Genomic DNA, 13265 nt, shown 5'->3' with positions numbered 1-13265 from the left:
GGGACTGTCATGAAATCGCTCTGGAAACGCACCGCCGCCATCGCCGCGGGTGCCGCCCTGCTCGTCGCGGGCGCGGCCAGCGCGCACATGCCCTATGTCCTGCCCACCCTGTTCGAGATCACCGGCGATCACGTCACCGTCACCTCGTCCTTCGCCGAGGACGCCTTCGTCCCCGAGGTCGCGATGCGCGATGCGCCGTTCCACCTGATCAAGCCCGACGGCACCCGCGGCGATGTCGGCCCGGTCACCTATCTGCGCGATCTCGCCATCTTCGAGGCGGACGTGAAGGCCGACGGCACCTATCGCATCACCATGGGCCAGCGCGCCGGGCGCAAGTCGACCATGTACAATGACGGCAAGAACTGGATCATCCGCGGTGAGGAAGGCGCGGAAATCCCCGCCGGCGCCACCACCGTCGCGGTCCAGAGCATGACCCTCGCCGACGCCTATGTGACGAAGAAGACCCAGACCGGCGGCGCGCTCAAGCCGCAGGGCGCCGCGCTGGAGATCCAGCCCGTCACGCACCCCAACAGCATCGAGGCCGGCAACGCCGCGCAGTTCGTCCTGCTCTTCGACGGCAAGCCGCTCGGCAACGCCACGATCACTTTGTTCCGCAGCGCCGGCGTCTATGACGGTCGCAAAGTCGCCGCCGAAGTCACCAGCGACGCGGCAGGCAAGTTCAGCCTCACCCCCGCCGACGCCGGCACCTATCTGATCCTCGTCCGCCACCGCGCACCTGCGCCCGCCGGCTCGGAAACGCCGTGGCGCAGCTACACCTATACGCTGGCGTTCGACGCGGTCTGACGGCGCATGGCGGCGGCAGCGTTCAGAACTGCACGCCCCCGCCGCGCACCGCCTGCCCCTGCATCGGCGCGCCCGGCGTAACGTTCCACTGGCCCGTGTCGGTACAGGTGACGGTGCACGCGCCAAGGCTGAAATTCTGCGATACCGAAAGCTGCGCGCCATATTGCAGCTGGGTCCAGTCGGTCAGCATGTTGCTGTCAAAGTCACCGGTGGCGACGAAGAAGCTCAGGTTCGGCGTGATCGTCCGCACCTGATTTGGATAGGGCGACCAGCTCATGCCCATAAAGCCGGCTTCGGTCTGAATGCCGAACGACATATTGCCGAACCACGCGTTGTTCTCGTTCTGCGCCTGATCGAATGCATTGGCGGCGATCGCGATGGTATTCGGCGGAGTCGGATCCTGCGTCACATAGAGCGATGGCCCCATATTGGGCGGCGCGTCCGCATAGGCCGCCTGCCACACCTGCGATACGTCGGCATATTGGGTGACGCTCGAATTGATCACCGCGCCCAGGCCCACGGCCTCGTTGCTCGCGCCTGCGCCCACAACATATTGCACCGGAATGACGAGGCTGTTGACGCCGGGATCGTTCGGCGGAACCGCCAGACACACGCTCGAACTGGCGAACACGCCGGGATCGTTCGCCAGTTCCTGCGGCGGCGCGAGGAAGCACCAGAAATTCTGCACGGTGGCCGACCGGTTGACCAGATAGAGGGTGTAGCTTTCCATGATCCGCTCCCGTTGATGACGGCTGGGCGATGGTCTCACAGATTGCGGCCCGGGGCAGCATCGATCTGCGCCGTTCCGGCTGGTAATCGCGGCCCGCCATCACCAGCGGTCGCCGGGCCGGCGCTTCGGATAGCTGCGGTCTTCCTTTGCCCGGGCGACGATCGCCGCCGCCCGCGCCCGCGCCGCCTTGCTCAGGCTGCTGTCCTCGGCGAACCGGTCGTCGCGCAGGCGCCGCACCTCGGGGATCGCCATTTCCCGCGCCTGTTCGGCGTCATGGTCCGCCTTGGTCACGCATCGCGGACGGAAAGGCGTGTACAGCGTCTCCGGCGAGCAGATCAGGCCCTGCGCCTGGGCATCGGCGATGACCTTGCGGTTCTCTCGCAGATTGTGCGCCCAGCGGCAGACCTCTTCTTCCTTGTCGTCGCCACTCATCTGCTTCGACGCCGCGATCCGCCCGCGATACCGGCCGCATTCGCGCGCAAAGGCCGCCGCGTCGGTTGCCAGCAGATCGATCCGCGCGACCTGCTTCTGCGTCTCGCGGCCCTGGCAGGCACTGCCCAGAAGGAACGACCGCGCGTCTTCCGGCGTGGTCCGGCACTGCGCGTCGAGCGCCACCGGATCGGCCAGCAGCGCTTCGACCGCATGGTCGTGGCGCAGCCGCCCGGCCGATCCGCAGGCAGCCGAAACATGCGAATTGCGATCCTCGACCTCGACATCCTCGCCGCCCGGGCAAAGCACCGCCCAGGCGTCGTCATCCCGGGCGATCGCTTCGGCCAGTTCGGATTCGAGCGAAATCCCGTAGGAAATGCAGGCGTGGAACAGCGGCCCCTTCCGCCCGGTCTCCGGAGTGGCGTCGCACGCCGCGGCCAGCGCCGGCCCGTCCGTCACCAGTTCGTCGGCAGCCGCCTCGTCGCGCGCATCCTGCTGGGCTTCGCACGCCATCGCCAGCCCCCGGCTCCGCGCGCGCTCCGCCGTCGCCGCGCAACGCGCCGCCAGCCCGGCCGGGTCACGCCGCAGCGCGATCGATTCCTCGATTGCCGCCTCGCTTGCATCGAATTCCGCCGCCTCGCGCTCCCGCCGGGTCTTGCACGCCGCCACCGAAGCCGGCGCGCGCGGACCATAAATACGATCCAGCCCCCCGTCACAGACCTGGCCCACCATTCGCGGCTCGAGCAGTTCGGCCGGGAACCGGGCATCGTCCCGTTCGGCGATCGCCCGCCGCATCGCTTCCGGCCCGTCGGCCTCCGGCCCCGCGTCCGCTCCGGCCTTCCCGAGCAGCGCCAGCGCCGCGTCGAACCGGCCCAGCTCGCGCAATCCGTTGATCAGATACCAGCGCATCGTCCGCTGCTCCGCCGGCGTCACCCCGGCGTCATCGATCAGGCCCGGCAGATCGGCCACCATCCGCTCGACCAGCCGCCGCCGCAGCGGCGCTGCCCTCGCGCCCCATGTCGCCCGCTGCAGCATGTGGAACCGGTCCTGCGCCGGCAGGCCCAGCTGCGTCGCCAGCCAATAGGCCTGCGCATAATGCCCGTCGGGCTTCAGCGCGGCATAGGCCGGATCGGCGATCAGCACCGGAAGCCGCGCCAGCTCTGCGGGGGTATAGCTGCGATACGCCATCCGGGTCTCCGACGCGCGATAGTCCGGCAACAGCACCAGCCCATTGTCGGGACACACCGGAATCTGCACGTCGATCAGGTGATCGCCCAGCCAGCTTCCGTCCGGAAAGCGCGCGATCGGCAGGGCGAAATAGCCGACATCCTGTACGAACGCCTTGCCGCCGATCGGGCAGGAAAAGCTGCGACGGTCGCGCGGTTCGGCGTCCTGCGCCCCCGCACCGGCCAGCGGAACCGCCGCCGCAAGCAGCGCGATCAGCCCCCAGGCAATCCGGCCCATTGCCCTCATGGTGTCCCTCCCCCGTTCCGGCCGCCACCGTACCGGCGCGCATCCGCCACGACAATCGCCGCGCTTGACAGTCGGTGCCCGATTTTGCTCAATCGCCTCATGGGGATTGCGATCACCCCATGAGGCGTCAGGCTGAAGCATCGCGTCCTTCACCGACTTTAGGGCGCCCCATGTCTGCACCGAATACGATATCCCTCGACAAGTTCGTTCGCCTCGTCGGCGCGACCGGCGCGCTGTCCGTCATCGACGTCCGCTCCGACGCGGAGTTCGCCGCCGATCCGCGATCGGTCCCCGGCGCGGTCCGCCGCGCGCCGGCCGATATCGCCATCTGGTCACCGGCTTGTGCCGGCCGCCGCGTGGTCGTCGTCTGCCGCGACGGCAAGGCCGCGGGTCAGGGCGCGGCGGCATGGCTGCGCCAGGCCGGCGCCGATGCCGAAACGCTCGAAGGCGGGTTCGACGCCTGGTCGCGCGGCGGTCATCCCGCCGTGCCCGAAGTGGTCCTGCCGCCGCGCGATCCTCAGGGGCGCACCGTCTGGGTCACCCGCGCCCGGCCCAAGGTCGATCGCATCGCCTGCCCCTGGCTGATCCGGCGCTTCGTCGATCCCGCCGCCCTCTTCCTGTTCGTGCCGCCCGCCGAAGTCGCCGGCGTAGCCGACCGGTTCGATGCCGCGCCGTTCGACATCGAAGGCGAAGGGATCGTGTGGAGCCATGACGGCGATCGCTGCACCTTCGATGTCATGGTCGAGCGCTTCGGCCTGTCCGGCTTCCCCGCGCTCACCCGTCTCGCTGCAATCGTTCGCGGCGCGGACACCGGGCGTCCCGATCTCGTGCCCGAAGCCGCCGGCCTGCTCGCCGTATCCCTCGGCCTGTCGCGCCTGTTCGCCGACGATCTCGAACAGCTCGACGCCGGGATGCTCGTCTATGACGCGCTCTACCGCTGGTGCCGCGACGCGACCGGAGAGACGCACGACTGGGTCTCGCACCAGGCGAAGGGCGCGCGGGCATGAGCGCTGCCGTCACGGCCGCGCCATCCCGCCCGGAACCCGTCACCCTCCGCGAAGCCTTCTGGGTGTGGCTGCGCATCGCCGCACTATCCTTCGGCGGCCCGGCGGGTCAGATCGCGGTGATGCATCGCATCCTGGTCGAGGAGAAACGCTGGATCGGCGAGCAGCGGTTCCTGCACGCGCTCAACTATTGCATGTTGCTGCCGGGGCCCGAGGCACAGCAGCTTGCCACCTATATCGGCTGGCTGATGCACCGGACCAAGGGCGGCCTCGTGGCGGGCGTGCTGTTCGTCCTGCCCGGCGCGATCTCGATCATGGCGCTCAGCTGGATATACGCGCTCTACGGCAAGGTCGGGATCGTCTCGGCGCTGTTCTACGGCCTCAAATGCGCCGTGCTGGCGGTCGTGCTTCAGGCCGTGCTGCGGATCGGCGGGCGCGCGCTGCGGAACGATGTGATGCGCGCGATCGCGGGCATGGGCTTCGTCCTGATCTTCTTCCTCGGCGTGCCCTTCCCCCTCATCATCCTCGGCGCGGGCGTGATCGGCTTTCTCGGCGGCCGCGCGGGCATCGCGGCGTTTCAGGTCGGCGGCGGGCATGGCGCGAGCAAGGGCAATCTGGTCGCCGATGCCGATACGCTGCTCGGCGAGGAACTCCCCGCCCATGCCAGCCCCACCCTCGGCCAGACACTGCGCCAGGCAGCGGCGTGGCTCTTCCTGTGGCTCGCTCCGGTCGCCTTGCTCGTCGCGCTGGCCGGACAGGGCAGCGTCTTCACCCAGATCGCGACCTTCTTCTCGACGATGGCGGTGGTCACCTTCGGCGGCGCCTATGCCGTGCTCGCCTATGTCGCGCAGCAGGCAGTCGAGAATTATCAATGGCTCGCTCCCGGCGAGATGCTCGACGGCCTCGGCATGGCCGAAACCACGCCCGGCCCGCTGATCATGGTGCTGCAATTCGTCGGCTTCATGGGCGCATACCGTCACCCCGGCATCTTCTCGCCATTGCTCGCCGGAACGCTGGGCGGCCTGCTCGCGACATGGGTCACCTTCGTGCCCTGCTTCCTGTGGATCTTCCTCGGCGCGCCCTTCATCGAACGGATGCGGAGCAATGCCGCGCTGTCGGGCGCGATGTCCGCGATCACCGCCGCGGTGGTCGGCGTGGTTCTGAACCTCGCCATCTGGTTCGCGATCCACACGATCTTCCGTCAGGTGCGCCCCTTCGCCGCCGGGCCGGTCCATTTCGACATGCCCGTTCTCGCGAGCATCGATCTATGGGCGCTCGCAATCTCGGCGGCGGCGATCGTCGCGATGTTCCGTCTGAGGGCAGGCATCTTCGCCACGCTTGGCGGCGCATCGCTGGCGGGCATCGCACTGTACCTTGCCGGCGCGGAGGGGTGAGCGGCTATCGGCCCGCTTACCCCAGCCGCTTCACCAGCGCCTCGGCCGCCAGCACCACATCGCCCCACACCGCGTCGAAATCGCTCTCGTCGCCATAATAGGGATCGCGCACGCCATATCCGGCGCGGCCGGGCACATGATCCATCAACAGGGTCAGCTCGGCCGTCCCGTCGCTCGGCGCGATCGCGCGCAGGTCGCGCAAATTCTGCGGGTCGAGCGCAAGGATTTGATCGTAGTGACGGAAGTCCTGCCCGCGCACGTGCCGCGCCCGGTATTCCGAAATGTCGATCCCGTGCCGCGCGGCCACCGCCTGCGATCGCGGATCGGGCGGAAAGCCGACATGCCAGTCGCCAGTGCCCGCGCTGTCCACTTCCACTTCGATGCCAGCCCGCGCCGCTGCTTCGCGCATCGCCGCCTCGGCCAGCGGCGACCGGCAGATATTGCCCAGGCACACGAACAGGAAGGAAGGCGGCTTCACGAAATCCCCTTTCGTAAATGCGGTATGGTCTGATAGCCTCGATGGAAACGCGAACCGGTGCCCCGCCTTTGCCGGGTGCGCCCGGATAAAAGCACAGGGAGAGCGACTTGGCGACTCACGCGTCCACGGCCCCGTCCGAAACCCGCGCCAGCGCGTACAGCTGGTACGTCCTCATCGTCCTCTTCCTCGTCTATGCGCTGAATTTCATCGATCGCCAGATCATCACCATCCTCGCCGACGATATTCAGAAGGATCTCGGCCTCAGCCACGCCGATATCGGCTTTCTCTACGGCACCGCCTTCGGGGTCTTCTACGCGCTGTTCGGCATCCCGCTCGGGCGGCTGGCGGACAACTGGCACCGCGTCCGCCTGCTGACCGCCGGTCTCGCGCTCTGGTCGGCGATGACCGCGCTTTCCGGCCTCGCCCGCAACGGGCTCCAGCTCACCGCCGCGCGGATCGGCGTCGGCGTCGGCGAAGCCACCGCCAGCCCCGCCGCCTATTCGCTGCTGTCGGACTGGTTCCCCAAGCGCCAGCGCGCCACCGCGCTCGCCATCTATTCGGCCGGCATCTATTTCGGCGGCGGCTTCTCGCTGTTCCTCGGCGGCAAGATCGTCGAATGGTGGAACGCGGCCTATCCCGGCGGCGGGCCGTTCGGGCTGGTCGGCTGGCAGGCGGCGTTCATGGCGGTCGGCCTGCCGGGCATCGTCCTCGCCGTCATCGTCTTCACCCTGCGCGAGCCGCAGCGCGGCCAGTCCGAGGGGCTGATCGCTCCGCCGCACCCTGCTCCGTTCAAGGCCTTTTTCGAGGATCTGCTGACGATCGTCCCGCCCTTCACCCTGATCGGCGCCGCGCGCAACGGCGTGAACGCGCTGATCGGCAATCTCGCGGTGCTGCTGCTCGTCATCCTCGCGGTCGGCGCGCTGATCTGGGCGGGCGAGCCGAAGCCGCAATGGATCGCGGTCGGGATCGGCGTCTATGCGGTGTACAGCTGGGCGGCGGCGCTGCGCCATCGGGACCGGCCCACCTTCGCGCTGATCGTCGGCACCCCCGCCTTCCTCTTCGTCGTCTTGGCGTACGGGCTGAACGCGTTCATGGCCTATGCCGTCTCGGCGGTCGCGCCGATCTACGGCATCCGCACCTTCGGCGCGACGCCGGCCGAGATCGGGCTCTATGTCGGCGGCCCGGCGATCCTCGCCGGTTTCCTCGGCGTCACCTTGGGCGGCATGGCGGCGGACCGGTTGCGCCAGCGTTTCGCTTCGGGCCGGATCGCGGTGATCCTGTTCGGCGCGGTCGCGCCCATCCCGCCGGTCGCCATCGCCTTCACCACCGGCGACAAGTCGATCTATTACGCGATGCTCCCCATCGCCCAGTTCCTCGCCAGCAGCGCGCTCGGCTCCGCCGCAGCCGCGACGCAGGATCTCGTCCTGCCCCGCATGCGCGGTACCGCCACCGCGGCCTTCTTCATCGGCACCACGCTGCTCGGCCTGGCGATGGGACCCTATCTCGCCGGCCGCATCGCCGATCTTCACGGCGGCAACCTGTCGACCGGCATCCTCTGGCTGATCGCCACCGTCCCGCTCGCCGTGATCGCCGGCATCGCGGCTTACCGGCTGGTCCCGAAAGCCGAGGCCAGCCGCGAGGAACGCGCGCGTCAGTCCGGCGAACCGCTTTGATGCTGAAGACGGCACCAGCCCGCTCCCCCACCCGGACTCCCACAGAATATGCTGGATGGGAGGTCGGGTGGGGGAGCGGGCTGGTGCCGCAACCGGTTCAGCTGCGCTGAACCCGACTATTTCGCCGCGAACACGCCGCAGGCGATCCGCGCGCCGCTATTGCCCGCCGGATCGGTCTTCAGATCGTCCGGCCCGGCATGGACCACGAACGCCGCGCCATCTTCGTCCAGCAGATCCTCGAACGCGCCACCCGGCAGGGTGAAGCTCAGCTTGCCCTTGCCGTCCGCGCCCACGGTCAGGTTGGGAATGTCGCCCACATGCGGGCCGGCGGGGTTCATGCTGCCATGCTGGTGGCCGCTCGGGTTCCAGTGGCCGCCCGCGGTGGTGAAGCCCGGCGCCTCGCACTTGCCGGTGGTGTGGATATGCACCCCGTGCAGCCCCGGCGACACGCCGGTCACCTCCATGCTCACCACCAGGTCGCCGTCCTTCTGCTTGACCCACGCCTTGCCCGCGTCGGCGCCCTCGGCGGTCTTGAGCAGCGCTTCCGCCACGAAGCTGCCCGCGGCATAGCGCCCGCCGCTCTCCGGCCGTGCCTCGTCCTGCGCCGTACAAGCACCCAGCCCGGCCAGAACCACCACTGCCGCCCCAATCCGCAAAGCCGTCATCGCGCTACTCCCATAAGGTTTCGCCCACCAATGGCCGGAAGCCGCGCAGGTTCCAAGCGCGACACCGCCCGGAAACACAATATTACGCGCGCTCACCCCGCGGTGCAGCTGCCGTCCCGCACGCCCGAGACACTCCCCACCCCCAGCACGATCTTCGCCCGCCGCGAAAAGGTCAGCGCCTGCCACCGCCCGCTATTCCCCACCGCGGTCCGGCTGCGGATGAAGGTCAGGTGCAGCATCTCATATTGCTCGGGATCGATCCGCCCCTTGTCGATCATGCAGTTCCACTGTTCGTAATTCCATTCATGGTCGCGCTTCACCCCGTCCTGATCGATCGTCAGGCTGAGGTTGCGATACCAGCCGAAGATCGCGCGAAGCCGGTCCCACCGCTCCGCCTCGGGCATCGCCGCCAGCTTGCCGCGCACTCGCGCCAGATCCTCGTCCGCCGGGAAAAAGCCCTGCTGCACCTTGGTATCCACCGCCCAGCGCACCTTGCGCATCGTGATCGGCTGCCCCGCGAACACCCGGAGCAGGTCCAGCCGCACCGCTTCCAGCAGCGCGACATAATGATCCGTCTGCACCTGCAGCATCTCGTCGCTCTCGAAGATCGCGGTCAGTTCGCCAAACAGCACCGGGTTCAGCCACCCGTCCGCTCCATGCGCCGCCAGCACGCCCGCGCGGCATTTGTCCCCCACCGGCACCTTCAGGCAATCGCGCGAGAACAGCAGCTTCCCGTAAACCGGCGCCAGCGCCCGCACCGCCCGGCGATAGTCCCGCCCCGAACGAAACTCCTTCCGCCACGCCTTCAGCACCGGCTGCAGGCTGCCCGTCCCGAAATTCCACTGCGACATGCCGACCGAGATCAGCTGGCTGTCGAAATTCCCCACCGGCATCGCCCAGCAGCCCACCGTCTCGGGGATCGAAGTCTCCGCCATCCGCGCGAACACGCCCGCCCGGTCCAGCCCGATCTCCGCCAGCCGAGCCGCGCTCTCCGGCGCGATCCGCAGGAACTGCGCCTGGCCCGAGCGGCTCGCCACATCGCCCACCCGGCGGCACGTCTTGGCAATCTCCTGCGGCGTCTGCGGATGCGGTGCCGCGATCGGGGCGACCGGAGTCACCGGCGCCGCGTCCTGCGCCGCTGCGCTCCCACAGCCGCCCGCCACCAGCGCCAGCCCCGCCATCAGCTCCCAAACCCGCCGCATCGCCCGCTCCCCGAAACCCGTCGCCCGCGCACCATGCCCGCGCACCGCCCGCGCTACAATCGCGTGATCCGCAGCCGCGGTTCGGGCGGCAGCACTTCGCCTTCCACCGCCCGCACCTCGTCCGCAGCCGCCCGGCTCGCCCGCGCCTCGCTCACCCGCTTCGCAAACCGCTCCGCCTCGGCCACTTCGTTCACCATGGTCTTCTTCAGCATCGCCAGCTGCTTCATCAGCGCCGCATTGGTATCTTCCTCGGTCGCGCGGTGGAAGAATTGTCCCCCCGCCGCCTTCGCCGCGCCCCGCGCGCGGCGCTCCAGCCACTCGCTCTCGCGTTCGCCGGGCCAGCGCTTCAACTGCAGATCGGCAAAGACATCCTCGCCTTTCCCCGCACCCGCCCCACGCCCGGCCTCCCGCGTCAGCAAGGTCCGCAACAGCGAATCCGAATAGCGCCGCTTCACCGACACCACTTCCCCGTTCCGGATCACGGCCTCGTCCCAGCCTTCCACCGCGCGGCGATAGGCTTCCGCTTCGATCGTCGGCCGCGCCTTGCGCAGCGCCCGCTCCCACGCCGTGGCAAAGCGCTTCGACTTCCGCCGCCAGCGATACGCCGAAGTCTCCGAAATCGCCGCCCGCAAACACGCGTCGCGCACGCACCCGGTCTGCGACAATGCGGTGAGAAACAATTGCTGCCGCGCGGGCGTCCACCCGTCATGCCGCATGCGATAGCCGGCCAGCCTGCCCGTCGCCGGCACCACCACCGCCACCTCGCGCGCCCCGGCCCAGGCGGACTTCACCCGCCCCAGCACATGATCCCAGGCCTCGGCAAAGTCCGGCTCCCGCTGCCGCCGGTAATGCGCCCCCGCCACCGATTTCCCGATCGCCGCACAGGCGCCCTTGACCGTCCCGGTTTCGGCAAGCGCACGGAGAAACCCCGATCTATGCTCCACCGTCCAGCGCCGCGCATCCTTCCCCACCATCCGACTCGCTCCCTGCAAAAAGGAGCAAGTCAGTTATCCGGGGATTTCCGTGTAGGACAGGGGGGAATGGGAACAAATATCCAGCGCCGGTCACAGCTGCGGACGAACAGGTTCATCCATTTCCGATATAACTATATCCAGACCGGTTGGAACAAATTGGAAACAACGCTAAGACTTTCGCGGCTGGAAACGATTCTGCATCCGCCAAATGTGCGCTTCTCAATTTCTTGGACGGGGTTAAAGAGATGTCGGAGCCTTGGATGGGAGCGATGACGCAACAGCGAACCTTCTATGAATTTTTCGCCGGCGGCGGCATGGCGAATGCCGGGCTCGGCTCGGGCTGGCGCTGCCAATTCGCGAATGATTTCAATGAAATGAAGGCTCGCACCTATATCGCAAATTGGGGCGACGACCACTTTTTCGAAGGCGACGTGGCGAAAGTCGCTTCCAGCCAATTGCCAGGCCGCGCCGATCTGACCTGGGCCTCCTTCCCCTGTCAGGATCTTTCCCTTGCCGGGAAATATCGCGGGCTTGGAGAATCCTCATCCGAAGTGCTCACGCGATCAGGCACGTTCTGGCCGTTCTGGGCTCTGATGAGCAAACTCAGGGATGAAGGCCGCGCGCCCAAAGTCATTGTGCTTGAAAACGTGGTTGGCGCGATCACCTCGCGTGATGGACGCGACTTCCAGGCGCTTTGCGAAGCTCTTGCCCAAGCGCGATACAAATACGGGGCCATGGTCATGGACGCCCGACATTTTGTTCCGCAAAGCAGGGCTCGGCTTTTCTTCGTGGCGGTCGCAGAGGATGTCCCCTTGCCGACAGGGCTTCACGGTTCGGAGCAGGACGAAATCTGGCATCCCGTTTCGCTTCGCGCTGCCCAATCTCGCCTTCCGGAAGAAGCAAAATCGCAATGGGTATGGTGGCGGCTTCCTGCCCCAGCACCTCGCAATACCGGATTCATCGATCTGATCGAGGAGAAGCCAACCGGTTGCCGTTGGCATTCGAAGGCCGAAACCGAGAGATTACTCGCCATGATGACGCCTTTGCATCTCGCGAAGATCGCGCAGGTTCGCACTTCTGGCCGCAAGCAGGTTGGCGGCGTGTACAAGCGCACTCGTCTCGATGAACGCGGCGTCAAGCGTCAAAGGGCGGAGGTGCGATTCGACGATATGGCCGGCTGCCTTAGAACGCCGGCAGGCGGATCAAGCCGACAGACTATCGTGGTGGTCGAAGGCGAATCCATCCGCTCGCGGCTGCTCTCTCCGCGAGAAGCCGCACGTTTGATGGGACTGGCAGACGGTTACATCCTCCCTGAACGATACAATGATGCTTATCATGTGGCCGGCGATGGGGTCTGTGTGCCTGTGGTGCGATATCTCGCTTCTCACTTGTTGGAACCGATACTCGACAATGTGGAAAGCGAACGCGGCTCTATTGCAGCTTGAGGCTGTTGCAGCCTAAGTCGACGGTATGGCGATTGACTTGGACTTCCGCCGTCGGGCGGTTCGAACCCTAACGAATCAGATCGGCTGCTATGTTCTCTGTGATCTGAACGCTGTTCCGCTTTATGTCGGGCAATCCAAGGATGGCATTCGCGCACGCGTGAATCGTCACCTCACATCCGCCCGATCCGATATCATCGCGAACCGGCAGGTCGATGTCTGGGAAATCGCCCACGTCTGGGCATATCCTGTTGAGAATTCCTCGGACATCAATCCGCTGGAAGATGCGCTGTTTCATGCGTTTCACCCAAAATCGGCGCTGATGAACGGTAAGGTTCCTCCGGCGCCCGCAACAGCAATCGCCCTGCCGGAACCTGCACAGGTCGTTCAGGTTATGGCGGATGGTGAAATCGCCGAAAAACTGGATCCGGCGCTGCGTCTTCCACGTCAGGCTGAGCACTATTCGCAGATTGTTGGCCACTTTCTGGCCGTGAAAAATTCTCGGGAGATTGCAGGCGCCATAGAGGCGCATTTCCAGCGCCTGCAGCGCTATCATCGCGAATTGCTCAAGCTGGGACAGGAGATCGAGGGCGATCAAGGAGAAGGATAATCGACCGAAGCTCAATCATGCGATCGGTTCGATCCCACAACACGACTCCGGAATTGACAGTTCGGAAAGCCGTGACCTCATTGGGCTTCAGATACAGGCTTCACAGAAAGTCCCTGCCGGGCTGTCCTGATCTCGTATTTGCGGGCCGGCGAAAGGTCATTTTCGTACACGGGTGTTTTTGGCACGGACATGACTGCAAACGCGGCTCGCGAATTCCAAAGACCAACGCATCCTATTGGACGGCCAAGATTCAACGGAACCGCGACCGAGATTGCGCCTCCAATTCGGCATTGAATGCCGACCGGTGGCGGGTTCTGGTTATCTGGGAATGCGAGATTCGCGATCGTGAGGAACTCCTGCGCCGAATTGCGGAATTTCTGGCTTGAT

At 66.6% G+C, this 13265-nt stretch carries 13 protein-coding genes; 7 read left to right on the top strand and 6 right to left on the bottom strand.

Annotated elements, in window-relative coordinates; genetic code table 11:
- Window positions 1-9: 9 nt before the first annotated feature.
- On the top strand, window positions 10-804 hold the full coding sequence (locus tag HHL13_RS00255) for a DUF4198 domain-containing protein (protein WP_169553791.1): 795 nt from the start codon (window positions 10-12) through the stop codon (window positions 802-804).
- Between the two features lie 22 nt (window positions 805-826).
- Here the strand turns inward: HHL13_RS00255 and HHL13_RS00250 are convergent, their stop codons facing one another.
- Together HHL13_RS00250 and HHL13_RS00245 are read right to left on the bottom strand one after the other, a co-directional pair.
- Window positions 827-1534 (bottom strand): hypothetical protein, encoded by a 708-nt coding sequence (locus HHL13_RS00250; RefSeq protein ID WP_169553790.1) that lies wholly within the window; start codon window positions 1532-1534, stop codon window positions 827-829.
- A 99-nt stretch (window positions 1535-1633) separates the two neighbouring features.
- The gene (locus HHL13_RS00245) at window positions 1634-3436 is read right to left on the bottom strand and encodes a hypothetical protein (protein WP_169553789.1); all 1803 of its coding nucleotides are present in this window, start codon (window positions 3434-3436) and stop codon (window positions 1634-1636) included.
- Window positions 3437-3606: 170 nt separating this feature from the next.
- Between HHL13_RS00245 and HHL13_RS00240 the strand changes: the two genes are divergently transcribed.
- Complete coding sequence (locus HHL13_RS00240; RefSeq protein ID WP_169553788.1) at window positions 3607-4443, top strand: sulfurtransferase/chromate resistance protein; 837 nt, start codon at window positions 3607-3609, stop codon at window positions 4441-4443.
- Complete coding sequence (gene chrA / locus HHL13_RS00235) at window positions 4440-5834, top strand: chromate efflux transporter (RefSeq protein ID WP_169553787.1); 1395 nt, start codon at window positions 4440-4442, stop codon at window positions 5832-5834. Before HHL13_RS00240 ends, chrA begins: the two co-directional genes overlap by 4 nt.
- A 16-nt stretch (window positions 5835-5850) precedes the next feature.
- Here the strand turns inward: chrA and HHL13_RS00230 are convergent, their stop codons facing one another.
- Window positions 5851-6312, bottom strand: a complete 462-nt coding sequence (locus HHL13_RS00230; protein WP_169553786.1) for a low molecular weight protein-tyrosine-phosphatase — start codon at window positions 6310-6312, stop codon at window positions 5851-5853.
- A gap of 107 nt (window positions 6313-6419) precedes the next feature.
- Here HHL13_RS00230 and HHL13_RS00225 point away from each other — a divergent pair, with 107 nt between their 5' ends.
- Window positions 6420-7985: an MFS transporter gene (locus HHL13_RS00225; protein ID WP_169553785.1), complete on the top strand. Its 1566-nt coding sequence runs from the start codon at window positions 6420-6422 to the stop codon at window positions 7983-7985.
- A 116-nt stretch (window positions 7986-8101) separates the two neighbouring features.
- On the opposite strand, the gene HHL13_RS00220 is transcribed toward HHL13_RS00225, so the two are convergent.
- The 3 genes from HHL13_RS00220 to HHL13_RS00210 form a co-directional block, all read right to left on the bottom strand.
- The gene (locus HHL13_RS00220; protein ID WP_169553784.1) at window positions 8102-8650 is read right to left on the bottom strand and encodes a superoxide dismutase family protein; all 549 of its coding nucleotides are present in this window, start codon (window positions 8648-8650) and stop codon (window positions 8102-8104) included.
- A 92-nt stretch (window positions 8651-8742) separates the two neighbouring features.
- Window positions 8743-9852, bottom strand: coding sequence for a hypothetical protein (locus HHL13_RS00215; protein ID WP_169553783.1), 1110 nt, complete (start codon window positions 9850-9852; stop codon window positions 8743-8745).
- 53 nt (window positions 9853-9905) lie between these two features.
- The gene (locus HHL13_RS00210) at window positions 9906-10826 is read right to left on the bottom strand and encodes a hypothetical protein (protein ID WP_169553782.1); all 921 of its coding nucleotides are present in this window, start codon (window positions 10824-10826) and stop codon (window positions 9906-9908) included.
- Window positions 10827-11086: 260 nt separating this feature from the next.
- Here HHL13_RS00210 and HHL13_RS00205 point away from each other — a divergent pair, with 260 nt between their 5' ends.
- From HHL13_RS00205 to HHL13_RS00195, 3 genes are read left to right on the top strand one after another with little or no spacing between them, the layout of a single operon-like run.
- The gene (locus tag HHL13_RS00205; protein WP_240953580.1) at window positions 11087-12271 is read left to right on the top strand and encodes a DNA cytosine methyltransferase; all 1185 of its coding nucleotides are present in this window, start codon (window positions 11087-11089) and stop codon (window positions 12269-12271) included.
- Between the two features lie 25 nt (window positions 12272-12296).
- Window positions 12297-12878, top strand: coding sequence for a GIY-YIG nuclease family protein (locus HHL13_RS00200; RefSeq protein ID WP_169553781.1), 582 nt, complete (start codon window positions 12297-12299; stop codon window positions 12876-12878).
- Complete coding sequence (locus HHL13_RS00195; RefSeq protein WP_346775577.1) at window positions 12830-13264, top strand: very short patch repair endonuclease; 435 nt, start codon at window positions 12830-12832, stop codon at window positions 13262-13264. The genes HHL13_RS00200 and HHL13_RS00195 overlap by 49 nt, the downstream gene beginning before the upstream one ends.
- Window position 13265: the final 1 nt, after the last annotated feature.

Origin of the sequence: Sphingomonas sp. G-3-2-10, from assembly GCF_012927115.1 — a bacterium.
Lineage (GTDB): Bacteria > Pseudomonadota > Alphaproteobacteria > Sphingomonadales > Sphingomonadaceae > Sphingomonas.
The sequence above is the reverse complement of the archived record's forward strand: the minus strand, read 5'-3'. Positions and strand labels throughout refer to the sequence as shown.

What these genes read in the sequence shown, in the direction of transcription:
- HHL13_RS00255 (WP_169553791.1), top strand. Translation starts at nt 10, where the DNA reads ATGAAATCGCTCTGGAAACGCACCGCCGCCATCGCCGCGGGTGCCGCC.
- HHL13_RS00250 (WP_169553790.1), bottom strand. Translation starts at nt 1,534, where the DNA reads ATGGAAAGCTACACCCTCTATCTGGTCAACCGGTCGGCCACCGTGCAG.
- HHL13_RS00245 (WP_169553789.1), bottom strand. Translation starts at nt 3,436, where the DNA reads ATGAGGGCAATGGGCCGGATTGCCTGGGGGCTGATCGCGCTGCTTGCG.
- HHL13_RS00240 (WP_169553788.1), top strand. Translation starts at nt 3,607, where the DNA reads ATGTCTGCACCGAATACGATATCCCTCGACAAGTTCGTTCGCCTCGTC.
- chrA (WP_169553787.1), top strand. Translation starts at nt 4,440, where the DNA reads ATGAGCGCTGCCGTCACGGCCGCGCCATCCCGCCCGGAACCCGTCACC.
- HHL13_RS00220 (WP_169553784.1), bottom strand. Translation starts at nt 8,650, where the DNA reads ATGACGGCTTTGCGGATTGGGGCGGCAGTGGTGGTTCTGGCCGGGCTG.
- HHL13_RS00215 (WP_169553783.1), bottom strand. Translation starts at nt 9,852, where the DNA reads ATGCGGCGGGTTTGGGAGCTGATGGCGGGGCTGGCGCTGGTGGCGGGC.
- HHL13_RS00210 (WP_169553782.1), bottom strand. Translation starts at nt 10,826, where the DNA reads ATGGTGGGGAAGGATGCGCGGCGCTGGACGGTGGAGCATAGATCGGGG.
- HHL13_RS00205 (WP_240953580.1), top strand. Translation starts at nt 11,087, where the DNA reads ATGGGAGCGATGACGCAACAGCGAACCTTCTATGAATTTTTCGCCGGC.
- HHL13_RS00200 (WP_169553781.1), top strand. Translation starts at nt 12,297, where the DNA reads ATGGCGATTGACTTGGACTTCCGCCGTCGGGCGGTTCGAACCCTAACG.